Origin of the sequence: Streptococcus mitis (assembly GCF_946190275.1) — a bacterium.
Taxonomy (GTDB): Bacteria; Bacillota; Bacilli; order Lactobacillales; family Streptococcaceae; genus Streptococcus; species Streptococcus mitis_DC.
The window spans coordinates 166,443-192,394 of the sequence record NZ_CAMHZQ010000001.1; the positions used below are offsets into that span (position 1 = coordinate 166,443).

Genomic DNA, 25,952 nt, shown 5'->3' on the forward strand with positions numbered 1-25,952 from the left:
CTAGAAAACTCCCGAAAAGCCTGAAATAGAGCCAAAAAACTCCACCTGATTGGGTGGAGTTAAGGGAGATTATTATGAAAAAGAAAAGTTTAGGATTTTATTAAATAAAGTTAGGAGGTCTTTATTTAATAACTATATGATACAAGACGAAGCTTAAAACTAGCTTAACTTTTCTCAAATTCTACCATTTTTCAAAAAATTTCTATCAGCATCTCTTCACCCCACAAAAAAGCCACCTGATTGGGTGACTTCATTAGGAGATTATGATGAAAAAAAGTTTTAGGATTTCATTAAATAAAGTTAGGAGGTCTTTATTTAATGGTTATATAATACTAGACCATCCTTAAACTTTGCTTAAGAAAAAACTAGTTTTGTTATTTTTCTCTGTTTACCCAAGTCATCCCTATACAATTATAGGTAGATAATATTTCAAAGCCCATAGAACGATAGAAGCTCAAGGTTCTTTCTGTCTGTTCTGTCACCAGCTGGACTTGATAGGCATCTTTGTAATCCTCTAAGGCCTCTTTCATTAGGGCACTACCAATCCCTTGACGCTGGTAGATAGGTAAAACGATTAAATCCTGAACCAATACTGATGAGAAACCATCTCCGACTAAACGGACCAAGCCCACCACAGTATCACCATCAAGCGCCACATAAATCGCTAATGAATGAGATAAGGCCTGCTCCAGCATTTCTGGTTGATGGGTATAATTTGTCCAACCGACAGCCTGATAGAGATGCAAAACATCCTCTAACTTGACAATTTCTTGCTTTTTAATAGTGATCATGTTAACACCTCTTAAAGTTCTCTCAAGCTCTTGTACTGTCGTCCATTTTTATCAAAATTTTCAGAAGCCAACCATATTTCCAAACGAGCTTTGACTTTTGGCCAGTCCTTATCAATCATAGACAACCAATCCGTATCCCTTGTACGCCCCTTATAAACCACTGCCTGACGGAAGGTTCCTTCGTAGACAAATCCCAAACGCTCCGCAGCTCGTCTTGATGGCAGGTTAAGTGCATCGCATTTCCACTCATAGCGACGATAGTTAAGCTCTTCAAAGACATAGCGAGCCAGTAGATACTGGGCTTCTGTCCCTATCCGTGTCCCCCTGAGCTCTGGAGAAAAAGTGACAGCTCCCACTTCTATTACTCGGTTATTCTGGTCAATGCGCATGAGAGAAAAAGTTCCCAAAGCCTTACCAGTTGCCTTGTCTATGATTGCAAAGTAAAAACGGTCCTTACGAGCTAACATCTGATTTAAAAGTCTGACCAGTTCCTCCCTGTCTGCCACTGGTTCCTGAAAGAGGTAAGTCCACATCTCCCGAGGAGTATCCGGACCATAAACAGCTAGCAAATCCTCCGCATGCTTTTCCACCGAAAGAGCCTCTATCCGAGCATAACGCCCTTCTAAGAGATCAATAGCAGGCAATTCACCTGGTGTATAACCTTCCATTGGCTCCCCAATCATCTGACCATATTCATTTACTGGCATAACTTTCTCCTTGTTCATTCATTGAATATAGTATAACATATCTCAATGAAAATTCTAGGAAACACTTGGTTTTCGCTTCAACAATGCAAACTCCTCTTATAAGCCACCATTTTATAGAGGAATAATCAAGTATGGAAACGAGTGAGTTAATGTCCCTGGTGCTTCTCTCTATTTTTTACTGTTTGTATTCAAGTTTCTCTTGTTTTAGTGTTTGCTTTTGTATAGTTGACTACCAATCAGAACTGTGTTTTTATCTTAGTTCGGGCTATTATAGTACGGTTCAGCACTATCTACAAATTTTTCAGATATCTATCAAAAAAATTTATCGTAGCAAACCATGAGTCTACACTTTCTTTCATTAATAAGCACCAATTTTTTCGATAACGATGATTCGGTTGATAAGCAACCGTCAACATATGCCCTGTTTCGTGGTATTTTTTAAACAAAATGGATTTCCCTTTATAATGTGAAATAATACCATCTATCGCAGATGACGCATTCCATATTTCATCAACATCGCTTCCTAGTAATAATACAGGAGAGGCAATTTTACTCACATCAATCTGAGCACTACTATCTTCAGGAATCTGTTTTCCAAAAAACTTGTTTAACAAATAATTTCCTAGTTGAAATTTTTGATACGGAAGTTCTTTTTGCAAATATGTCCAAGAAGATGAATGAGAGTTGAGTTTTCCCTTTATTCCCTCAAATATTACATTTGAGGGGGAATTGAGTACCAAACATTGCACATCTTCCAAAATACTTTGTCCAGCCAGAACAAGCTCTGCTCCTTTAGAGCGACCATATATTCCTATTTTTGTATTATCAACTTGAGGATGATGATATAGAAAATCTTTCGCCTCCTCCAGACATTCTATTGGAATTCGTTCTAAATTATGGGGTAATCCCTCTAAACCAAAATAAGCTATCGCAAGACAAATATAGCCTCTAGAAGATAAAAGTTGGGCAATATTCTGAGCTTTTTCAATTCTCCCCTCACTACCGCTAACAATAATAACGGCTGGCGCCCTTCTTAATTTTTCATTATAAAATAATCGACCTTGAAAATGCTTGTCATAAATATCTTGATACCTTATTCCCAGATTCATAAAACGCCTTACAAAACTTTGCTCCGCGACCACATCTTTCCCCAGCCTGATTTTAATTTCAACACCAAAATAATCTCGCAATGGAATTCTATCAAGAGAATTGGATAATCTCCTTTTCCTATTCTTCAACGGTTTCGCATTAAAGAACAAACCCATTTCTGAAATTCCTTTATAAGATCCCGAAATAGATGCCGTTTGAGAGGTGTCAATCATACCGTCCTGATCAGATAAAAAAATTGCGGTTGATTTCCATATAACATCATGATCTAAAAGCAAGGGAGCATTTATACAGTAATAATCAGACAGGTACATTTCTACACAATACATTGCCCTTGGTTCTAAACCATTAATAGCAATATAAAAAGATTCATCCGCTAAATCTGTTTGTGAAATCAGTTCTATGTTTACAGTCATATCTTCTCCTTTTTGTTAATTCACTTAACAATTATGTTTAAAATTTACCGCGACTTTTACCACGGTAATTCTCCCCACACCTTTTCAATATCATCCATCAATTTCACAACTGTTTGAAGTTCCACCTCGCTATAGTTGTTTAAAACTGAAAAGACCGATTTTTCAATATGTGCTTGTTGCTCCTTATGGATTTTAAAAATTTCGATGCCTTTTTCAGATAATCTCAAATATTTATTTTTCCCATTATTCAAAGCAAAATCAAAAACAACTAAATTTTTTTGAATCAATCTCCTAACACTTTGAGTTATTGCACTTCTTGAAACTTCTAATAATTCAGATAATTTTACTAGATTTAAGGGCTGATTTTTCCCAATTACAACAATCAAATGTACCTCATTCAACGTAATGGATTTGTCAACACCACTTTTATGTTGATTTTTTTTTAACTGGTCAAACGCTAAAATAAATCTATTGAAACGATTATTAAATGCAATAAATTCTTTTTTATCCATAATCTCTCTTTTCTTTGTTAATCATATTAACAAAATAGAGACTTCCTGTCAAATAAAAAATCCTCCAGATTCTACTCTGAAGGATTCCTATCTTATTTCACAACGATATTAACGAGTTTAGTTGGCTCAAACAGTTTGGGAAACTGTTTGAGGTTGGAAATCAGCAAATAAATTGGTTATTTCACAACAATATTAACCAATTTATTTGGTACACTAATCACTTTCACGATTTCCTTACCGTCAATTTCTGCTTTGACTTTTTCATCAGCGAGAGCAATTTCTTGCAATTCTTCGCGTGACAAGTCTTTAGCTACCATGAGTTTAGCGCGGACTTTTCCTTTAATTTGGACAACGATTTCGATTTCGTCTTCAACCAATTTACTTTCGTCCCATGTTGGCCAAGCTACGTAAGAGATTGATTCACCTGTTGCTGCCACTGTTTGCCAGAGTTCTTCTGCCAAGTGAGGCGCAAATGGGGCGATCAATTGGATAAAGCCTTTGGCGTAATCCACATAGAGTTTTTCTTCCTTGTTCGCCGCGTTGACAAAGACCATAAGTTGGGCAATGGCTGTATTGAATTTCATGGATTCGATTTGCTCTGTGACAGCTTTAACGGTTTCGTTATAAACCTTGTCGAGAGAGCCATTGTTTTCTGCAACAATTTCCTTGCTTGTAATCAAACGGTAAACACGGTCAAGGAACTTACGGCTTCCTTCCAGACCTTCTTCTGACCAAGCGATTGAAGCATCAAGTGGCCCCATGAACATTTCATAAACACGAAGGGTATCGGCACCGTATTGTTCCACTACGTCATCTGGGTTAACAACGTTCTTGAGAGATTTGGACATCTTGGCTGGTGCTTGCTCCAACTCTTCTCCTGTTTCCACATGGAAGAAGGAACCGTCACGTTTTTCAACCTTGTCAGTCGCCACAAGCGCACCACGATGGTCACGGTAGCTTGTTCCCAAAATCATCCCTTGGTTAAAGAGTTTTTGGAATGGCTCTTTCGTCGGAACAACACCGAGGTCATAGAGGAATTTATGCCAGAAACGAGCGTAGAGCAAGTGAAGTACAGCATGCTCTGCACCACCCACATAGATATCTACTGGCAACCATTGTTTGAGGAGGTCCTCATCAGCCAATTTCTCAGTATTATGTGGGTCGATATAGCGGAGGTAGTACCAGCTTGAACCAGCCCATTGTGGCATGGTGTTGGTTTCACGGCGACCCTTGACACCATCTTCACGAGTCACTTCAAGCCAGTCTGTCAAGTTAGCTAGTGGACTTTCACCAGTACCTGAAGGACGGATGTCCTTGGTTACAGGCAAGACAAGTGGCAATTCATTTTCAGGGACAGCTGTTGAAGTCCCGTCTTCCCAATGAATGATTGGAATTGGCTCACCCCAGTAACGTTGACGACTGAAGAGCCAGTCGCGGAGGCGGTAGGTAACCTTCTCTTGACCACAACCTTTCTCTTCCAACCAAGCCACAATCTTAGCAATAGCTTCTTCTTTGTTCAGTCCATCTAGGAAGTCAGAGTTGACGTGAAGACCGTCTTCTGTGTAAGCAGCCTCTTCAACGTTTCCACCTTCAAGCACTTCTACGATTGGAAGGTCAAATTGTTTGGCAAATTCCCAGTCACGTTGGTCGTGGGCAGGAACAGCCATTACCGCACCTGTTCCATAGCTAGCAAGAACATAGTCTGCAATCCAGATTGGAATTTCCTTGCCATTGACAGGGTTGATGGCATAGGCACCTGTCCAAACACCTGTTTTTTCCTTGGCAAGGTCTGTACGAGCCAAGTCTGATTTCAGACTAGCTTGGTGTTTGTAGTCTGCTACAGCCTCTGCTTGTTCCGGACTTGTGATAGCGTCAACCAAGTCATGCTCAGGAGCCAAGACAGTGAAAGTCGCACCGAAAAGAGTGTCCGGACGAGTGGTAAAGACTGTAAATTCCTTGTCTGTTCCCTTAACTTTAAAAGTTACATTGGCACCAGTTGATTTACCAATCCAGTTGCGTTGCATGTCCTTAATAGACTCTGGCCAATCCAACTCATCCAAGTCGTTGAGCAAGCGCTCTGCATAGGCCGTGATTTTAAGCATCCATTGACGCATTGGTTTGCGGACAACTGGATAGCCTCCACGCTCAGAAGTTCCATCAGGAAGAACCTCTTCGTTGGCGATGGCTGTTCCCAACTCTTCAACCCAGTTTACTGGCACTTCCGCTTCATAGGCCAAACCTTTTTCGTAAAGCTTAGTGAAGATCCATTGCGTCCACTTGTAGTAGTTTGGATCTGTTGTGTTAACTTCACGATCCCAGTCGTAAGAAAATCCAAGCGCATTGATTTGACGTTTGAAATTGGCAATGTTTTCCGCTGTAAATTCTGCCGGGTCATTACCAGTATCCATAGCATATTGCTCAGCAGGCAAACCAAAAGCATCCCAGCCCATTGGGTGAAGAACATTGTAGCCTTGCGCACGTTTGTAACGGCTGAGAATATCTGTTGCGGTATAACCTTCTGGGTGTCCTACGTGCAGACCCGCTCCAGACGGATAAGGGAACATATCGAGAGCATAAAACTTCGGTTTTGAGGCATCTGTTCCTGTCTTAAATGTATGATGTTCTGCCCAGTAGCCCTGCCACTTAGGCTCAATTTCTTTATGATTGTAAAAACTCATGGTCTCTCTCCAATTTTGTGATGTTACTATTATACCATTTTTGAGTGAATTTGAAATGTGTTAAAAGAAAAAACTGTATACTGTATGTCATTAATTTTGATGGCTCTGAATTGCTCTATCACCCACTTTTTTATCTTATTGTTATGCGAGAAATCAAAGAGCAAAACAATAAGCTTATCTCTTATAACACAAAATACTAATTTTAGACCAAAGATACGACTGGAATGCTAATTAATGTATTTATAATAAATAGCCGACAGCCTATGTCGCTTTTTGATTTATGAAGAACGTCGGATTCAATACGAGGATCAATAAAAGACTACCATTTGGAAAACAGTAGTCCTTATTGTTTATTTTGAATTTACATAGGCGTCTACAGCGATGATAGCTTGAGCAACATCTGAAGGCGAAATCTTAAACGGCATCTGATGGATTGTCTCACCCTCCATAGTTGCTTGTTTACCAACTTTTATTAAATCATCATATCCAACTTGATCTAAATGCATTTCTTTTAGAGTTGTTGGCATACCAATTTTTTTGTAAAACTCAATATACTTATCAAGTTCTTCTTTAGGCCTATTTTCTAATAAAAGTTGTACCAAAGTTCCATAAGCTACTTTTTCACCATGTGTTAAATGATGAATGTCACCTGTCAATGCAGTAAAACCATTATGAATTGCATGCGCCGCAGCTAATCCTCCACTTTCAAAACCTAGGCCACTCAATAGAGTATTAGCTTCAACAATATTTTCTAATGCTGGTGTCACAACTTTAGCTTCACAAGCTGCCATAGCCTGTAAACCATCTGCAAACAGCGTTTCTTCACATTTCTTCGCAATTGCAACTCCAGCCAACGTTTGTTGTTGTCCTAACATAGTTTTTCCATTTGCCTGCATAACCGCACGCGCCTCAACCCAAGTTGCTAAACCATCTGCAATACCAGACGCTAATAAACGCTTAGGGGCTTGTGAAATAACTTTTGTATCAACCAAAACTAAATCTGGATTTTTAGAATAAAATAGATAATGATCAAATGCACCTTCATCTGTATAAATAACAGATAAAGCAGATACAGGTGCGTCTGTCGATGCAATTGTTGGAGCAATAATAACAGGCTTTTCAATAAAATCTGCAATAGCTTTTGCACTATCAATCGTCTTTCCACCACCAAGACCGATAATACTATCACAATTTTCTTTCTCAGCTAAAGCAACAACTCGATTGATTTCATTGTCAGAAGCTTCACCATTAAATAGGGCCAGAACAATGTGGAAACCATATCTATGCAAGTAATCTTCAAATCGTTTTCCAACAATATCATAAACCAACTGATCACATAATAGAATCGGACGATTTCCCAAATCCAATATTGATTTGGCATTTTCAAACAAGGCATTTTCCCCTTGAATATATCTAGAAGGACTAGCAAAAATTCTCATATGTATTTCCTCTCTATCTAAATGGAACGACTATTTTGAGTAACAAACCAGTCATCAGAAAAATCATCAACCGCCTTTTGGATAGATGGCATGGCAAAAGCTGATTCAAAAACATCTGCTCCTGCTGTAACAGCATGCGCACCTGCAGCTAAAGCACTATTTACTTGTGCTACATTTTTAAAGGATGCAGCTAAAATCTTACTAGGAGAGTTCTGTCTATCAATAGCAAGAGCTAATTGACGAATGACAGAATTTGAATCAATGTTCAGATTTTCCATTCTATTATAATATGGAGCTAGATAATCCGCTCCTGCTTCGATAGCTAATAATCCCTGAATAACTGTATAAATAGCTGTTGCAGTGATATGGTAGCCCTCTTTTTTTAGCACCTTTATTGCACGTAATCCAGCCGGAGTAACAGGTACTTTGATAAATATATCATCTCCTGCTTGTCTCCTAATTTCATGAGCATCCTTTAAGATGCCTTCAAAATCTTGAGAAATCACCTGAACATGAATAGAGGGTGCAGAACCAATCAATTCTCTGACATCTTTGATTCGTTCAAAAAAATTAATAGAACCCTCTCTTTTTGCAATAGTGGGATTTGAAGTTACCCCAGCTAGCGGTAAAATTTCAGACCATTTTTTAATCTCATCTAAATTTAATGTGTCAAGCATAAATTCCATAAAAAGAACCTCTTTATTTTACAAAGTATGCTCAGTACGTCCTATAATATCATCTTGGGTTGCCTTAGAAAGAACATTGAAGAATGCAGAGTATCCTGCAACACGAACAATTAAATCTCTGTGTTTTTCAGGATGTTTCTGAGCGTCAATCAACGTCTCTCTGGAAACAACATTGTATTGAATATGGTACCCATGTAAACGATTAAAGAATGTTCGTAACAAAGCAATTAATTTTAATTTATCTTCTTCTTTGGCTAACGTTTGAGGATTTACTTTCTGATTTAAGAGAACCCCACCTACGATTTCATCTGTTGGTAATTTTGAAACAGATTTTAAAACAGATGTAGGGCCGTGTTGATCCATATTATGTGATGGTGAACAGCCCTCTGCTAACGGTGTACCCGCGTTGCGTCCATCTGGAGTTGCTAATGTTCCACGTCCCTGACCTACGTTGGCTGAGATAGAAGATGTTCCTGAATAACGAATTCCGCCAATAGGTCCTCTTCCATAACGTGTATTAGGATATTTAGCAATTTCATCAACATAAATGTCATAAGCAGCAGTAACCAATTTGTCAGCATAATCATCATCATTACCGTACTTAGGTGCATCATGAATCAACATTTCTTGAATGACCTTACCTTCTTCTCCGGCATAATCTGTTTCCAATGCATGCCAAAGCTGACTTGGGCTTATACGTTCTTCCTCAAATACCAATTTTTTAATTGCAGCTAATGAATCCGACAAATTTGCAATTCCAACTTGCAAACCTGATATATAATCATATACTGCTCCACCTTCTTTAAGGTGTTTTCCACGACCAATACAATCATCAGTCAATGCTGAACATAGAATATCAGGAACTTCTCGTTCCAATGATAAATCAATAGAATTTTCAACAATAACACTCATTCGTGTCAAATATCTTAGTGTTTTATCCCAAGCATTTTCTAATTCAGAAAAGTTCTTCATATCCTTAAAATGACCAAAGCTTGGTGCAAACCGTTTACCCGAAGCCGGATCAATTCCATCATTCATCGTGATAAGTAGAACCTTAGGGAAGTTCATATAACTCATACCTGTGCAACGATATCCCCATTTTCCTGGAACTGCCGTTTCAACACATCCAATGGCACTGTAGTCATAAGCATCATCTTCCATTACTCCTTTTGCAATAAAAGAAGGAATAATAATCTCATCATTATTAAATGCAGGCATACCAAAACCAAGTTTCATCACCTCAATACACTCATTCATGAAACGAGCATCTAAACCTGCATGGTAACGTACAGTTAGATTAGGTTGCGGTAGATGAGTTTGTGCAACTGATTTTAATACCAAATAAGATAATGGGTTAACAGCATCCTTCTTATCTCGAGTCTGTCCACCAATTGTAACATTTTGATATAAAGGACTTCCTGCTGAAGAAAATGTATGTGCTTGACTGCGAACCTTATTAATTGTAATTGTCTTAATCCAAAGATTTGTCAGACGTTCAACAATGCTATCTTCTGTTTCTTTACCACTTTCTAAATCAGCCTTCATATATGGATACATATATTGATCAAAACGGCCGTATGAAAGAGAGTGACCATTAGATTCAATTTGTAAAATACATTGAATAAACCAGACTGATTGAATAGCTTCTGCAAAAGTAGTTGCCGGTTCATATGGGACTCGAGAGCAAATATCTGCAATCTCAAGTAATTCTTTCTTACGTTTAGGATTTGCATTTTCGGCTAAACTTTTAGCAAGAGCAACAAAGCGATTTGCATATACTTTAATAGCATCGATTACGATAAATATAGAGTCATAAAAATGATATTTATCAATACTTGCTGGATCTGTTAAATCTAGAGCTGCTTTCGCTTTACGAGCCCGCTCTTCAAAACCTCTTAAACCAAATTGCAACAGCTTCTGATAGTTAACTGCTAAGTGAGCATCTCCAGAATTCATCTTACCTTCCATACCGAAGAATCCTGTTTCCATATAAACAGACACTTCTTCAGGTAACAAGGCACCAGCTCTAGCACGTAAATTATTATTTTCCCAAAACGGAGCAATACTTCTAAGTTGTTCTTTTGTTTCTTCAGTAATATAGAAAACATCTCCATCACGCTTTTCAAAAAGATCCAACTCATTGAGAACAAATTCTAGCGTATATTCTGGAAAAATAGGAGCATCTTTATTGGAAGAAGCTTGATTTCCCGCAATCATAGATTCTTCTTCGATATAGATAGTCATATTTTCCAAAATTTCTTTCAGCATATAGGCGCGTTTTAGGACATTAGGTTGTTCATTATATCGATCATAAGCGCGTGTTGCTAGAACCGCTCTCTCAGCATCAATATAAGGTTTTTTATTTAAAACATCTTCTCGATATTTGTTCATCCTTTCAGTAAGGCTACCAAAATATTCTGTCTTGATTGTCGTTCTTGCTACTTCTTTATTTACCATAATAAACACCTTTCTTTCGAAAATATTTTTGTTTCTTTCGAAAATATAATACCTGGTTTTTTAGAAAATTTCAAGCTTTTAACTAGAAAAACTTTAACTCTCTAATTTTTAGCACAAATGTGTGTGTTTAATGATAATACACAAATGTTTTTTAGAATTATCATGCTTCATTCTGATAAGCTAAACGATCCTGTACTTTAAAGAATGGGAAATAAACTAATGTAGACATCGCTAATATCACTAGCTGAGTAATAACTCCTTGCCATCCACCAACCATAAATCCTGATATAATAGCTGGGGTACTCCAAGGTAATGTAACTCCTGAAAATGGCTGCATGAAACCTGTTGCAATAGCTCCATATACTATAACAGCTGCAAGTACAGGAACAAGAATGAAAGGTACAAACATAACTGGATTCATGACAATCGGAAATCCAAATACAACTGGCTCATTTACGTTAAATATTGCTGGAAAAGCTGCTACTTTCCCTAACGCTTGGTACTGTTTAGATTTTGATGCAAAAAGCATCGCAACTACAAGTCCAAACGTAATCCCTGAACCAGATAGAATTAAAAATGAATCTAAAAATTGTTGAGTAACAATATGTGCACCATTTTCTAATGATAGATTCCCAGAGGCTAACATAGCTTTATTAGCATCAAGATTAGATAAAAGCAGAGCTGTCACTACTCCATTTACTACCGATTGTCCATGAACACCAAACCACCACAAAAATGATATAAAGAATGCAATTCCAATTGCACCATACAAAGATCCAGTTAAACCTTGCAATGGAACTTGAATAGCAGAATAAATCATTTCTATGAATGTTCCGCCATTAGTCAATGAGCTCGCTAAAATATATACAATCATAGAAAGTAAGAAAATTACAAATGCTGGAATCATTGCTTCAAACTGTTTGGCAATAGCTTGTGGAACTTGTTCTGGCATCTTAATAACAATTTTTCTCTTTATAAAGAAGGTATAAATACTTCCTACTACCAAACCTATAATGATAGCACCGATAATTCCTTGACCTCCAAACCAAACTTTACTAATAGCATCCCCAATTGCCTCACCTTGTTTAGGGATATAGGATGATCTTAACAAAATAAAGAATGCAGATACAGATAGAACCCCAGCTGGCAAAGCCTCTACTCCGCTATTCTTAGCATAAGAATAGGCAATTGAAAAACAAGAAATTAGACCCATAATCGCAAAAGTTCCTGAATATACTTGCATAAACGGCTCTGTCCAATTTGCTCCAAATACACTAGCAATGCTCTTGTTTAATCCTTCAAATGGCAATTGTCCCATAATCAAGAATAAACTACCAACTACTGTCAATGGCAAAATTGCTAACATACCATCTTTTAGAGCTATAATACCACGCATATTCACAAACTTCATCATAGGTGCAATGATTTTTTGAACATCCATCTTTGCCATAATAAATCTCCTTTTCTTACCCACTAATCAAAGATAGGGCCAAATCTAATACTTTTTTCCCATCTAACATACCATAGTCCATCATCGGAATAACAGCTATCGGAACATCACACTTATCACAAATTTCTTTTGATTTATCTAATGTATAAGCAACTTGAGGCCCCAACAGTGCAACATCTAGATTTGGGGCATAATCCGCTAACTTAGACTGAGAAAACGCCTCTATTTCTGCATCAACTCCACTAGATTGCGCTGCAATTTTCATATTATTTACAAGCATACCAGTAGAAAATCCTGCTGCACAAAACAAACCAATCTTCACCATTATATTTTCCTCCTCTATGTTAATAACAATGATAATACTCTAGTATTATTTTTTATGAAGTTCTTTTCTCAAACTAATAATTTCTTTGATTAAATTAATCTCCGTCATACTAGTCATGAGATGATCTTGTGAATGAACAAAGAGAGCTGTAATTTCTGTCTTTGTACCAGATGCTTCCTGTGCCAAGAATTTTGTTTGTAGATTATGGGCTTCTAATAAGGCTGCATCAGCTAACTGGATTTCTTCTTCACATCGTTCACATGTACCGTTTTTTATGTAATCTAATGCTTTATAAATATGTTGTTTCGCATCGCCAGCATATAAAATTAAACCCATGATAATTTGATCTGGAACAATAATTTCCATAAATTCCTCCTCATTTCACTATGTAAAAAGCTTTTTTCATTTGAAATTTTAAAATTTTCTTTTGTAACTATAGAATACAACTACATAATAAACTTGTCAATCTAAAAAACAACAAATAAACTATTTTTATTTATACAAGCACAAATGTGCAATCGATTAAAAAGAAAAAACGATAAACTGATATCAGTCTATCATTTTCACTCGCATAAAATATCTCGAAAAGAAAAATCACCATCTTCTTCTAAAACTTTTAAAATTGTATTTTTATCTGTAATCAGATGGTTTACTAGATTAGCACGCAAGACAGAAAGAATCGCAGATACTTTCGTATCACCGTAAGCAACAGCTAAACTTTGAGGAATATTTTTTAAATCTTCCAAAGAGATTGCTATCGTTCTTTCCTGTAAGTTCTCATAGACTTCTTTACCTTTTGAATCAAAGAATCGACAACAAATTTCCCCTACAGTTTTAACTTTTGTCAATTCTTTAAAGTCATCCTCTGTAAGCATGTCTAACCATTGATGTTTTCCTTTATTACTAAAATCACCAATCCCAACCACAACTATATCTAAATCTTTCCAACTATTTTTCAAATCTTCAAAATATCTTGATTGCAAAATACCATCTGCTAACAATTTATTTTCTTGCACAATTGTTGCATTCATAAATGTACACTCTCCATGAAATTTTCTAGACATTTCATAAATCAGTGTATTCACATGGTATTTAGCGTGTATGTGACTAGGACCACCTGCTAGAGGATAGAAGTGGACATTTCGGACACTTTTGCTGTGGATTAAATCTACTAAATTACTTAAACTTTTCCCCCAAGAAAAGCCAATTTTCATATTATCATCAATTAAATTCCTAAGGACACCTGCTGCAACTTGAGAAATTCTTTCAGATAAAATTGTTGGATTATCATCAAATTCATTTGGAATAATTTCTAAACTTTCCAGACCATATTTTTCTTTTACATAATTTTCCAACTTAAACATATTGGTATCAAAATTCTCTATTTCAATTTTAACAATCCCCGCATTCCTTGCTTCTGTTAACATTCTACTAATAGAGGTTCTATAAATTCCTAATTTTGCTGCTATTTGTGACTGATTTAAGTTTTCAATATAATACAGATAAGCAATTTTAGAGAGCAGTTTATTCCTATCTTGATTCATACACTCAACCTCTTACGAAACTACCTTAACCATTATCCCAGCATTTTCTAATGTAGCCATATTTTGTTTAGAAAGTTTTTCGTCTGTTATTACTTCATATACTTGACTTAAAGCAAATCTTCTTACTGTACCCCTTTTATCAAATTTACTTGAGTCAGTTAGCACAATGACTTTATCCGACGCTGCTGAAATATATTGAACTACCTCACTGCGCATTAAATCTTTTCCTGTAAAGCCCATCTCTTTATCGTAACCATCTGTCCCAACAAAAGCTTGACGTACATGAAAAGTCTGTATCATTTCTTTTAATAACGGTCCTACAGTAACCTGTGAATCTTTCTGAAACTCTCCACCAAGAACAATAACACGACATGAATCATAAGCTCTCACAAAATTTGCTATAAAAAATGAATTTGTTACAATAGTGACATTTCTTTTTTGCTTGCAAATTTCCTCAGCAAGTAAAGCACAGGTTGACCCAGATTCTATCATTATTGTTTCATTATCTGATACCAATTTTACTGCTTCTTGAACAATTTTTCTCTTAATTTCATAATTAATTGACAAGCGTACATTTAAGTCATCTCCACTATTTAACACAGCATATCCATGCTCTCTATGTAATAAACCTTTTGACTCTAATTTATCTAAATCTTTTCTAATCGTTACTTTCGATACATTTAATTTTTCCGATAATGTATTAACGTCAATCTTTTCATATTCTGATACTAGTTTAATAATTTGTTCCAATCTTTTCATTTTACACCTCCGTTTTATTCTACCAAAATAAAAAGCAAAAAACAACAAATTAAACTTTCGTTCGTAATTGTTTTTCTTTCGTTTTTGTGATAGGATAGACTTATGAAGAGGAGGAACTCTTATGGAAATATCTAAAGGAATTATTTTTAATATTCAACACTTTTCAATTCATGACGGCCCGGGTATTCGTACAACTGTTTTTTTAAAAGGATGTCCTCTGCGCTGTCCATGGTGTTCTAATCCTGAATCTCAAAGAATGAAACCTGAAAAAATGAAAGATGCTCAACGAGAGAAATTCACCTTAGTCGGTGAAGAAAAGACTGTAGAAGAAATTATTACAGAGGTATTAAAAGACAAAGAATTTTACGAAGAATCCGGTGGAGGTTTAACTTTATCAGGAGGTGAAATATTTGCTCAGTTTGAATTTGCTAAAGCCATCTTAAAGTCAGCTAAAGAACATCACATACACACTGCCATTGAAACTACTGCCTTTGTTGATCATGAAAAATTTATTGATTTAATCCAATATGTGGATTTTATCTACACAGACCTAAAACATTATAATTCTATAAAACATAAAAAAGTGACTGGGGTTTTTAATCAAATGATTATTAAAAACATTCATTATGCTTTTTCTCAAAATAAAACTATCGTTTTAAGAATCCCTGTTATTCCTGATTTTAACAATAGTTTAGAGGATGCAGAAGAATTCGCTACTCTATTTAACTCATTAAATATCGACCAAGTTCAACTACTCCCTTTTCATCAATTTGGTGAAAACAAATATCGTTTATTAAATCGAAAATATGAAATGGATGGAGTCAACGCACTTCATCCTGAGGATCTTATTGATTATCAAAAGGTATTTCTGAACCATCATATTAATTGCTATTTCTAGTTTATCTCCTTGAAATGCTCTAGCTATTTGCAGATAACAAGCATCTATAATACATACTTAACTTTTCAAAAGGTTTAGCTAAAAAATTTTAGCCAAACCTTTTCTATTTTACCTTGCTCTAGAATTTTTAAACTGCTATACTTATAACAGAAAACCCTTCCAAGGAGGTAGCGGATGTCTCATTCCTTTAAAAAATCTCTCCAAAAAGAAATTCTCCATAGAAGCTCTATCGCAGCCTTTGTGACCTCACTTTTACTACTCATTTTACTTTTTGGCTTTTCCTATTTTTTACAAAAGCAACAACTCTCCAAAGATACGAGACAGATTGTCAAACAGGTTCAAGAAATGAAAGAAGCAAATAATGAACTCCTGACTACTATGAACCATAAAATGATTCCTGGATTTTTGGATGGCAAACACACAGAGCGAGAAGTCTTTAGCTTATTTTACGAGACAAAAGCTAAATTAAAACTTAGTTCTGACCTCATTATCCTAAGTGATACAGGTGAATTACTATTTAGTACCAATCGAAATCATCAAGAAAGTATTTTATCTCCCTACTATCTAAAACTGCTCATTCAAAATCCTTCTCAAGAAAAAGTGACAGAAAAAATTGCACTCTCTTCAGACAAGCAACACTACACACTCTTTATCAAACCACTACTTCAAAATCAACGAGTTAAGGCCTATACTATTGCTTTCGTAAATGAGAATGATTTCATCTCAAGTTTCCCAATGATCAATTCTAAATACATCATTACCGATAGCTTTGGAAATATGTTTTCTAACAATACAAATCAGTTCACTCGCTCCACTCTTGAAAAATTTGATGAAAAACTCCTACACTCTCGCACCCACTGGTATGCGAATGAACCGCTTATTGTTCAAAAAGAAAAAGTCGGTGCTATTTTTTCAATCTATACTTTTCAATCCTTCTTTCCCATTCCTAGCTTACTCGGTCTAGCCTCCATTCTCACCTTATGTATATTCTTCCTCTACTTCTGGCAAGCAAGACGAATTGCTCATAAAATTGCCACACACAACGCTGTTCCTATTGAAAGTTTGGTTTACCAACTTCAAGAAATTCCCAAACAAGCAGAAAAAAGGCTTTTTCTACAAACAGGTGATGAGTTTGAGTTTATGGCAGAAAAAATCAACAATATGTTGTACGAATTAGATCAACTTCATCAAAAAATGTTGACCATCGAAAAAGAAAAGTGGATTTTTGAAAGAAAAATGCTGGAAGCTCAGTTCAATCCTCATTTTCTCTACAATACACTTGAGACGATTAAAATCACTTCTTTAATGGATGCCGCTCTCACACAAGACCTAATTCAAAATCTCACGCGCATTCTTCGCTACAGTATCACCGATTTAGAAAAAGAGACAACCATTTGTCAGGATTTAAAGATTATAGAGGATTACCTTATGATTCATAAGATTCGTTTCGAGCACTTTACTTATGATATTGTCTGTCCAGAAACTGTCGATAATCAGCCTATCCCTAAGCTTTTCTTGCTTCCTCTAGTAGAAAATGCTATAAAATATGGGATGCAATACCGTATTGATCTTCATATTGATATCCACATTACCTTGGAAGCAGATTCTCTGACTTTTTTGGTCAAGGATAATGCTGGAGGACTCACAAAACAAGAGCGACTCGCTATTTTAGATTCTTTAGAAAGCCCTCATACCCAGCATGGTATCGTTAACAGCTACAAACGATTGAGCAATTTCTTTTCTGATGTCCAGCTAGATTTAGGAGTCAATCGCCAAGGAGAAACTTGGGTCAAATTTGTAACGAAAGGACTAACTCATGTTTAAGCTCATCATCGTAGAAGATGAACACCTCATTCGAAAATGGCTAGAGATTGCCGTAGACTACTCTGCCTTAGGTATCCAAGTCGTAGGAACTGCCAGTCACGGTCAAGAGGGTATGAAACTCATCCAAGAAAAAGAACCTCATATTGTCTTAACAGACATCACCATGCCAATTATGGATGCTTTCATGATGTTCGAAGCCACTCGTACTCTCTCCTATGAAAAAGTTATCTTATCAGGTTATAACGATTTTCAAAATGCCAAAAAAGCCATGCAATATGGGGCAGTTGATTTTCTATCCAAACCAATTGATACCAAGGAATTGACAGAATGTCTTCAAAAAATTGTTTTGCGATTACGAGTTAGCACTTATCAAGAAACTCCTTTTTTAGAAGAATATCAAACTTTACTCACCTCTATCCAACAAGTGGATACACAAAACCAAATCATTCAGCAAATTCTGGAATTTGTTCATCAACACTACTGCATGCACTTTACCATTTCTACCATTGCAGAGAATCTAGGGTATAGCGAAAGTTATCTATACAAGGTTATCAAAGAAGACTTCCCAATGACGCTAAATGAATATATCTTACGCTACCGCCTCAAGCAAGCTATAGATAAAATGGCTGAGTCTCCAAACTCCCCCTTAAGCGATATCTCTGAACAAGTTGGATTTTCAGACTATAAATATTTTGCCAAAGTTTTTAAAAAGTATCTCCATATTTCTCCAAAAGAATTAAAACTTATGGATAAAAACCATTGATGTAAAAGGATTGCTCAACTCTATTGTAGCAATCTTTTTATTTTATACTTCTCATCGAAATCCCAGCTACAGTTTACCCATCCTTGCTCGAGACACCCATTTTCTATTTCCCGTTTTAGATTTCTTTAAGGTTTTTATTATATTCTGTAGAACTCTACAATTTAAAAACATTAACAATCTAGGTAGAGAAAATGTTCGTAAAAAAAGGAGATACTTATGAAAAAAATACTATTCTTTCTCTCTTGTAGCTGGATATTCCTTTCTTTATCAGGATGTTCTTCGCCTATAGAAGCGGAAACTAGCGCTGAAAAAGATTCAGATAACACTTTGGTTGTCTACTCGCCTAACCCTGAAGACCTTATCGAAGAAACAATCCCAGCCTTCGAAGAAAAATATGGTATTAAGGTTGACTTAGTACAAGCCAGCACTGGTGAATTGTTCAAAAAAGCTGAGGCTGAAAAAGAATCGCCTGTAGCCGATGTCATTTTCGGAGGCTCCTACGCCCTCTTCTCTTCTAACGAAAATCTTTTTGAACCTTATATTTCTCAAGAGAACGACCAGATAATCCCTGAATATCAAAATAAAACTGGATTCTACACGCCTTATACACTTGATGTCAGTGTCATCATTGCCAATTCAGCTCTTACAAAAGATATTAAAATTGAAGGCTACAATGATCTACTCAATCCTAAATTAAAAGGTAAAATTGCTACTGCTGATCCAAGTAATGCTTCTAGCGCCTTTGCTCAATTAACAAACATGCTTGTCGATCAAGGTGGATACGAAAATGAACAGGCTTGGAACTATGTAAAAAATCTATTTACCCTAGTAGATGGAAAGATTGCATCTAGCTCTTCAAATGTTTACAAAGCTGTCGCCGATGGAGAAATGGCCGTAGGACTCACCTATGAAGATCCTGCCTTAAAACTCTTAAATGATGGAGTTGATGTAAAAGTCATTTATCCAAAAGAAGGAACCGTCTTTTTACCTGGTAACGCGGCTATCGTCAAAAATGCCAAACACATGGAAAATGCTAAGAAGTTTATCGACTTCCTCCTTTCTCAAGAAATCCAAGATAAGCTAGGAACTGAAACAACAATTAGACCCATTCGTAAAAATGCTAAAACTAATAAAAATATGAAGGCTATGACAGAAATCAATATTGCCAATGAAGATTCCGATTATGTCATTAAAAACAAATCTGCCATTCTTAAAAAGTACAATGATATTTTTACAGATATCCAATCTAAAAAATAAAATTTGACTTTCCAATGATTAACTGTCAAACCCTACTATAAAGTCAAAAAGATTACTTCCGTTTTTGTAGAGAATTTTACTCTAATAGAATAGAATTATCGGTTTTAAAAACGCTTACATTGTTTTAAAATAAACTTAAATAACATAACGGAGGTATCCATCATGAAAAAGAAATGGATGTATTATGCTGCTTGCGGACTAGCTCTTTTTGGTCTTGCTGCTTGTTCTTCTAATGAATCTGCCGATGGCGGTTCATCTGATAAAGGAGACGGCGGTTCGCTAGTCGTTTATTCACCAAACTCAGAGGGCTTAATCGGAGCAACTATTCCTGCCTTTGAAGAAAAATATGGTATCAAAGTAGAACTGATTCAAGCTGGTACTGGAGAACTTTTCAAAAAACTAGAGTCAGAAAAAGAAGCTCCTGTAGCCGATGTCATCTTTGGTGGTTCTTATACGCAATATGCTACCCACGGAGAACTCTTTGAAAACTATACTTCAAAAGAAAATGATAATGTTATCAAAGAATATCAAAACACAACTGGCTACTCTACTCCTTATACACTGGATGGTAGTGTTTTAATCGTCAATCCTGATTTAACGAAAGGCATGAACATCGAAGGATATAGCGACCTTCTCAAACCTGAACTAAAAGGAAAAATCGCAACTGCTGACCCAGCAAACTCTTCTAGCGCCTTTGCTCAATTAACAAATATGCTCCAAGCTCAAGGTGGTTACAAAGACGATAAAGCTTGGTCTTATGTAAAAGATCTCTTCACACTTATTGATGGTAAAATCGGTTCAAGCTCATCTGGTGTCTATAAAGCAGTCGCTGACGGAGAAATGGCTGTTGGTCTCTCTTATGAAGATCCAGCAGTTAAACTCTTAAATGACGGAGCTAACATTAAGGTAGTCTATCCAAAAGAAGGAACCGTCTTCCTACCTGCTAGTGCTGCTATCGTTAAAAAAGCGAAAAATATGGAAAATGCCAAGAAATTTATCGATTTTATTATCTCTCAAGAAGTACAAGATACACTTGGTACAACCACTACTAACCGTCCTGTTCGTAAAAATGCTAAAACAAGCGAAAATATGAAACCAATTGACAAAATCAAAACACTCACTGAAGATTATGATTATGTCATCAAGAATAAATCAGATATCGTTAAGAAATACAACGAAGTCTTTACAGATATCCAATCTAAACAGTAAAAGAGGTTCACTATGAGTGAGATCAAAATTATTAACGCCAAAAAAATCTACCACGATGTCCCTGTTATTGAGAATTTGAACATTACAATTCCAAAAGGAAGTCTCTTTACCCTTCTTGGGCCTTCAGGTTGTGGGAAAACGACTCTTCTTCGTATGATTGCAGGTTTCAACAGTATCGAAGGCGGAGAATTTTACTTTGATGATACAAAAATCAATAATATGGAACCCAGCAAACGCAATATCGGGATGGTTTTCCAAAACTACGCTATTTTCCCACATTTGACTGTCCGAGATAATGTCGCTTTTGGTCTCAAGCAAAAGAAGGTTCCAAAAGAAGAATTGGTCCAACAAACCAACAAGTATCTCGAACTCATGCAAATTGCTCAATATGCGGATCGCAAGCCCGATAAACTCAGTGGTGGACAACAACAACGTGTCGCCTTGGCACGCGCCTTAGCTGTTAATCCAAGTGTTCTCCTCATGGACGAGCCACTTAGTAACCTAGATGCCAAACTTCGCTTGGATATGCGTCAAGCCATTCGAGAAATCCAACACGAAGTGGGAATTACAACCGTTTATGTAACCCACGACCAAGAAGAAGCCATGGCTATTTCAGATCAAATTGCTGTTATGAAAGACGGAGTCATCCAACAAATCGGCCGACCAAAAGAACTCTATCATAAACCAGCTAATGAGTTTGTAGCAACCTTTATCGGACGCACAAATATTATCCCTGCCACTCTTGAAAAACGGAGCGACGGCGCTTATATCGTCTTTTCAGATGGCTATGCCCTTCGAATGTCAGCCCTTGATCAGGCTGAAGCACAAGCTATTCATGTAAGTATTCGTCCTGAAGAATTCATTAAAGATGAATCTGGAGATATTGAAGGAACTATTAGCGATAGCGTCTATCTTGGACTAAATACGGAGTATTTCATTGAAACAGGATTTGCCTCAAAAATTCAAGTTAGCGAAGAATCAACTTTTGAAGAAGATCTACAAAAAGGCGATCGTATTCGTCTACGAATCAATACTCAAAAATTAAACGTCTTTTCTGCAGATGGTTCCCAAAACCTGATAAAAGGAGTCAACCATGGAACGTAAAAAACTAAATATTTGGACAGCCTCCTCTTTCTTCATCTTTCTTACCTATCTTGTCTTTCTCGTTTATCCTATCGTTACCGTGCTCAAGCAAGCACTCATACATGAAGGACAATTCTCACTAGCTAATTTTGTCACTTTCTTTAGTAAAGCCTACTACTCTGAGACACTAATCAACAGTTTCAAGGTTTCCATTACCGCTACTGTCACTTCCTTAGTTGTAGGAACCCTATTAGCTTATCTCTTTTCCATGTATGACTTCAAGGGAAAGAAATTTCTACAAATATTAATTATCATTGCTTCCATGTCAGCTCCTTTCGTGGGAGCCTACTCCTGGATTCTCTTGCTGGGACGAAATGGGGTCATTACTAAATTCCTGACAAATACCCTTCATCTTCCAGCTATTGATATTTATGGATTCAAAGGAATTGTACTTGTCTTTACACTGCAACTATTCCCACTGGTATTTCTATACGTTGCTGGGACAATGAAAAGTATTGACAATTCTCTACTTGAAGCCGCTGAAAGCATGGGTTCCTTCGGATTTAAGCGTATCGTAACGGTTGTTTTACCTCTTCTAGTTCCAACCTTACTGGCTGCTGCCCTGCTTGTATTTATGAGAGCATTCTCAGACTTTGGAACACCGATGTTAATTGGTGAAGGATATCGGACTTTCCCTGTCCTGATTTATACCCAATTCATTAGCGAGGTTGGAGGAAATTCTGCTTTTGCATCTGCTTTAGCAATTATGGCGATTATCATTGCCTTGGCGATTTTCCTTATCCAAAAATACATTTCAAATCGCTACAGTTTCAGCATGAATTCGCTCCATCCAATTGAGCCTAAAAAAACTACAAAAGGAAAAATGGCTGCCATTTATGCAACAGTCTACGGAATTATCTTGTTCTCTGTTCTACCTCAAGTCTACTTGATTTATACTTCTTTCCTAAAAACATCAGGTATGGTATTTGTCAAAGGCTATTCTCTAAACAGTTACAAGGTAGCTTTCAATCGTATGGGATCTGCTATTTTCAATACCATTCGTATCCCTTTGATTGCCTTAGTTCTAGTTGTCCTATTCGCAACATTTATCTCCTACCTAGCCGTTAGAAAACGGAATTTGTTTACAAACTTAATTGACAGCCTCAGTATGGTCCCTTATATTGTACCAGGAACCGTTCTAGGGATTGCCTTCATTTCTTCCTTCAATACTGGCCTATTTGGAAGTGGATTTCTTATGATTACAGGGACAGCTTTCATCTTGATCATGTCCCTATCTGTCAGAAGATTGCCTTATACTATTCGCTCATCTGTTGCTAGCTTGCAACAAATAGCACCAAGTATTGAAGAAGCCGCTGAGAGCTTAGGAAGTAGTCGTCTCAATACCTTTGCTAAGATTACAACTCCAATGATGCTATCTGGTATTATTTCTGGAGCCATCCTATCTTGGGTCACAATGATTTCAGAACTCTCTACTTCTATCCTCCTCTACAATGTCAAAACAAGAACAATGACTGTAGCTATTTATACAGAGGTTCTCAGAGGGAATTACGGTGTAGCCGCAGCCTTGTCAACTATCCTGACTGTTCTAACAGTAGGTTCCTTGCTCTTGTTTATGAAAATCTCTAAAAGCAATAGCATTACACTTTAGTTTTCCCCATCAAAAACAGCCGAAAGGATTACCCTCGGCTGTTTTTTCTTATCTTGATATTCTTATCAAATTCCTAGCTCATGGCAAGCAAGTCTAGACTGATTAAATAGAGGCTTCTTCCATCTTCTCCCGTCCTAGTTCTCGGTAACTACGGTCGCCGACAATTTCTACGCTAAACTGGCCGTCCTCATATTCAAGGATCGTCACGCTACCATTATCTAGACCATGCGGATGCATGCCATTAATCAGATAAACAATGGTTCCAATGGTCATTCCGTGGCTCACGACAAGAGCATTGCCCCCACCTTGTTCTTCCATTTCTTTGGCAATTGCTTCAAAACCTTCCTTGATTCGGCCACTGAGTTTTTCCCAGCCTTCAGCCCAACCAGCTGTATCAACCTCTACCAAGCCCTCAGCCAGTTCAGCATAAGACAATTGGTGAACATGGTCCACATTAAAGATGCGAGGAATAATGCCCATGAAAAGATCACCATCGTAGGCTCCATCAAAACTACCGAAACACCATTCTCTGATACGCTTGTCCATGCGGTAAGGGATTTTCCCCTGCAAGCCAAGTTCATCAAGGATAATCCCCATGGTCTGAATGGTGCGCCCAGAATCACTCGAATAAGCGCGCTCAAACTGTAGACCAGATTCTCGCAAACCGATTCCTAATTCTTGAATACCTCGTTCACCTTCAGCTGTTAAGGGAGTATCGCTCCAACCTTGCGCGCGACCAATCGTGTTAAACATGGTCTTGCCATGACGTACCAAATACAATCGTACTTTTACCATTTTCCGTCCTCCGTTTGCTTCTATTATAACATGGATGATAAAACAAAAGCCACCCATACAGGCGACTTTTGCAGGAGATTATTATGAAAAAGTTTAGGAGTTCTATTAAATAAAGATATTAGATGAAAATCAAATTCAAACTAAATCAGTGTTATCTGTTTCAAATAATATTAGGAGGTCTTTATTTAATGATTATAGTATACACAGCTAACCTTAAATAGAACTTAAAATTTCTCTTATTTTCTTAATTTTTAAAACTATGAATTGGTGCTGGGATTTGTCCTCCACGAGAGATGAAATCAACAGATGAAGCTCCATTAACCTTCATAACAGGTGCAGTACCTAATAGGCCACCAAATTCAATCATATCGCCCTCTTTTCCTTTGGGAATGATACGAACAGCTGTTGTTTTCATGTTAATAACACCAATTGCAGCTTCATCCGCAATCATAGCCGCAATGGTTTCAGCTGGTGTATCCTCAGGAATGGCAATCATATCCAAACCAACGGAACAGATAGCCGTCATAGCTTCTAGTTTTTCCAAATTAAGAGAGCCATTTTGCACTGCAGCAATCATCCCCTCATCCTCGGAAACAGGAATAAAGGCACCAGACAAACCACCGACTTGGTTGCAGGCCATAACTCCACCCTTCTTAACTTGGTCGTTCAAGAGTGCCAAGGCAGCCGTCGTCCCGTGTGTTCCAACTGTCTCTAGCCCCATTTCCTCAAGGACACGTGCCACAGAATCTCCAACCGCAGGAGTTGGCGCCAAACTCAAGTCCACAATACCAAACTCCACACCCAGTCTCTCACTGGCCATTTGACCAACCAATTGACCGATACGAGTGATTTTAAAGGCAGTTTTCTTAACTGTTTCGGCGACTACATCAAAGCTCTGTCCACGAACTTTTTCCAAGGCACGTTTCACCACACCAGGACCGGAAACTCCGACATTGATGATAACATCTGCCTCCCCAACACCATGGAAGGCACCCGCCATAAATGGATTGTCCTCAACAGCATTAGCGAATACAACCAACTTGGCCGCTCCCATATCTGATAGATTAGCCGTTTCCTTGATAACTCGTCCCATATCTGCGACAGCTGTCATATTAATACCAGACTTGGTTGAGCCGATATTGACTGACGAGCAGACCTTGTCCGTTTCAGCCAACGCGCGAGGAATAGAATTGATGAGAATCTCATCTCCCTTTTGATAACCTTTTTGTACCAAGGCAGAGAAACCACCAATAAAGTCCACTCCAATCTCTTTCGCAGCCTTATCAAGCGCTTTTGCCAGAACCACGTAGTCCGTCGCATCGGTCGCTGCTCCAATCAGAGAAATAGGAGTCACCGATACACGCTTATTAACGATAGGAATTCCCAACTCAGCTGCAATTTCATCGCCAACAGCCACTAAATTAGCTGCCTTGGTCGTAATCTTTTGATAAATTTTCTCCGCAGCACGATTGATATCTGGATCAATACAGTCTAATAGGGAAATCCCCATGGTAATAGTTCTGATATCGAAGTTTTGCTCCTCAATCATGGCAATGGTTTCAGTAACTTGTCTAATATCCATA

22 protein-coding genes are annotated in these 25,952 nt (G+C 37.2%); 7 read left to right on the forward strand and 15 right to left on the reverse strand.

The window, feature by feature from the left end; translation table 11 throughout:
• Nucleotides 1–374 precede the first annotated feature (374 nt).
• From N8M20_RS00750 to N8M20_RS00810, 13 genes are all read right to left on the reverse strand, one after another.
• Entirely contained in the window at nt 375–791 is a 417-nt protein-coding gene (locus tag N8M20_RS00750; protein ID WP_261078709.1) for a GNAT family N-acetyltransferase, read from the reverse strand.
• Nucleotides 792–802: 11 nt separating this feature from the next.
• Complete coding sequence (locus N8M20_RS00755) at nt 803–1,498, reverse strand: GNAT family N-acetyltransferase (protein ID WP_261078711.1); 696 nt, start codon at nt 1,496–1,498, stop codon at nt 803–805.
• A 290-nt stretch (nt 1,499–1,788) separates the two neighbouring features.
• On the reverse strand, nt 1,789–3,021 hold the full coding sequence (locus N8M20_RS00760; RefSeq protein ID WP_261078712.1) for an acyl-CoA thioesterase/BAAT N-terminal domain-containing protein: 1,233 nt from the start codon (nt 3,019–3,021) through the stop codon (nt 1,789–1,791).
• Nucleotides 3,022–3,077: 56 nt separating this feature from the next.
• Nucleotides 3,078–3,533: a MarR family winged helix-turn-helix transcriptional regulator gene (locus N8M20_RS00765; protein ID WP_261078714.1), complete on the reverse strand. Its 456-nt coding sequence runs from the start codon at nt 3,531–3,533 to the stop codon at nt 3,078–3,080.
• 176 nt (nt 3,534–3,709) lie between these two features.
• On the reverse strand, nt 3,710–6,211 hold the full coding sequence (gene leuS / locus N8M20_RS00770) for a leucine--tRNA ligase (RefSeq protein WP_261078716.1): 2,502 nt from the start codon (nt 6,209–6,211) through the stop codon (nt 3,710–3,712).
• A 350-nt stretch (nt 6,212–6,561) separates the two neighbouring features.
• Nucleotides 6,562–7,650, reverse strand: coding sequence for a glycerol dehydrogenase (locus N8M20_RS00775; RefSeq protein ID WP_023945062.1), 1,089 nt, complete (start codon nt 7,648–7,650; stop codon nt 6,562–6,564).
• A 17-nt stretch (nt 7,651–7,667) separates the two neighbouring features.
• On the reverse strand, nt 7,668–8,336 hold the full coding sequence (locus N8M20_RS00780) for a fructose-6-phosphate aldolase (protein WP_261078718.1): 669 nt from the start codon (nt 8,334–8,336) through the stop codon (nt 7,668–7,670).
• Between the two features lie 18 nt (nt 8,337–8,354).
• Nucleotides 8,355–10,793 carry a glycyl radical protein gene (locus N8M20_RS00785; RefSeq protein ID WP_261078719.1) on the reverse strand — a complete coding sequence of 813 codons (2,439 nt, stop codon included), beginning with the start codon at nt 10,791–10,793 and terminating at the stop codon, nt 8,355–8,357.
• Between the two features lie 160 nt (nt 10,794–10,953).
• Nucleotides 10,954–12,243 (reverse strand): PTS sugar transporter subunit IIC, encoded by a 1,290-nt coding sequence (locus N8M20_RS00790; RefSeq protein WP_001096819.1) that lies wholly within the window; start codon nt 12,241–12,243, stop codon nt 10,954–10,956.
• Between the two features lie 16 nt (nt 12,244–12,259).
• The gene (locus tag N8M20_RS00795) at nt 12,260–12,568 is read right to left on the reverse strand and encodes a PTS sugar transporter subunit IIB (protein ID WP_000238718.1); all 309 of its coding nucleotides are present in this window, start codon (nt 12,566–12,568) and stop codon (nt 12,260–12,262) included.
• Between the two features lie 45 nt (nt 12,569–12,613).
• Nucleotides 12,614–12,934 carry a PTS lactose/cellobiose transporter subunit IIA gene (locus N8M20_RS00800; protein WP_000402908.1) on the reverse strand — a complete coding sequence of 107 codons (321 nt, stop codon included), beginning with the start codon at nt 12,932–12,934 and terminating at the stop codon, nt 12,614–12,616.
• Between the two features lie 197 nt (nt 12,935–13,131).
• Complete coding sequence (locus tag N8M20_RS00805) at nt 13,132–14,112, reverse strand: sugar-binding transcriptional regulator (RefSeq protein WP_238095581.1); 981 nt, start codon at nt 14,110–14,112, stop codon at nt 13,132–13,134.
• A 12-nt stretch (nt 14,113–14,124) separates the two neighbouring features.
• Nucleotides 14,125–14,871: a DeoR/GlpR family DNA-binding transcription regulator gene (locus N8M20_RS00810; protein ID WP_261078724.1), complete on the reverse strand. Its 747-nt coding sequence runs from the start codon at nt 14,869–14,871 to the stop codon at nt 14,125–14,127.
• Nucleotides 14,872–14,992: 121 nt separating this feature from the next.
• Here N8M20_RS00810 and N8M20_RS00815 point away from each other — a divergent pair, with 121 nt between their 5' ends.
• From N8M20_RS00815 to N8M20_RS00845, 7 genes are all read left to right on the forward strand, one after another.
• Complete coding sequence (locus N8M20_RS00815; RefSeq protein ID WP_125454370.1) at nt 14,993–15,769, forward strand: glycyl-radical enzyme activating protein; 777 nt, start codon at nt 14,993–14,995, stop codon at nt 15,767–15,769.
• A gap of 174 nt (nt 15,770–15,943) precedes the next feature.
• Nucleotides 15,944–17,593: a sensor histidine kinase gene (locus tag N8M20_RS00820; RefSeq protein WP_261078725.1), complete on the forward strand. Its 1,650-nt coding sequence runs from the start codon at nt 15,944–15,946 to the stop codon at nt 17,591–17,593.
• Entirely contained in the window at nt 17,586–18,356 is a 771-nt protein-coding gene (locus tag N8M20_RS00825; RefSeq protein WP_080980817.1) for a response regulator transcription factor, read from the forward strand. The genes N8M20_RS00820 and N8M20_RS00825 overlap by 8 nt, the downstream gene beginning before the upstream one ends.
• A 216-nt stretch (nt 18,357–18,572) precedes the next feature.
• Entirely contained in the window at nt 18,573–19,613 is a 1,041-nt protein-coding gene (locus N8M20_RS00830) for an ABC transporter substrate-binding protein (protein WP_261078726.1), read from the forward strand.
• A 162-nt stretch (nt 19,614–19,775) separates the two neighbouring features.
• Nucleotides 19,776–20,822: an ABC transporter substrate-binding protein gene (locus N8M20_RS00835; RefSeq protein WP_000731166.1), complete on the forward strand. Its 1,047-nt coding sequence runs from the start codon at nt 19,776–19,778 to the stop codon at nt 20,820–20,822.
• Between the two features lie 12 nt (nt 20,823–20,834).
• Nucleotides 20,835–21,926 carry an ABC transporter ATP-binding protein gene (locus N8M20_RS00840; protein ID WP_261078727.1) on the forward strand — a complete coding sequence of 364 codons (1,092 nt, stop codon included), beginning with the start codon at nt 20,835–20,837 and terminating at the stop codon, nt 21,924–21,926.
• A complete protein-coding gene (locus N8M20_RS00845; RefSeq protein ID WP_261078729.1) occupies nt 21,916–23,574 on the forward strand; it encodes an ABC transporter permease in 1,659 nt (552 codons plus the stop codon). The genes N8M20_RS00840 and N8M20_RS00845 overlap by 11 nt, the downstream gene beginning before the upstream one ends.
• Nucleotides 23,575–23,676: 102 nt before the next feature.
• Here N8M20_RS00845 and N8M20_RS00850 read toward each other — a convergent pair whose 3' ends face one another.
• On the reverse strand, nt 23,677–24,369 hold the full coding sequence (locus N8M20_RS00850; protein ID WP_261078732.1) for a histidine phosphatase family protein: 693 nt from the start codon (nt 24,367–24,369) through the stop codon (nt 23,677–23,679).
• A gap of 244 nt (nt 24,370–24,613) precedes the next feature.
• Entirely contained in the window at nt 24,614–25,951 is a 1,338-nt protein-coding gene (locus N8M20_RS00855; protein WP_000354901.1) for a PFL family protein, read from the reverse strand.
• Nucleotide 25,952 lies beyond the last annotated feature (1 nt).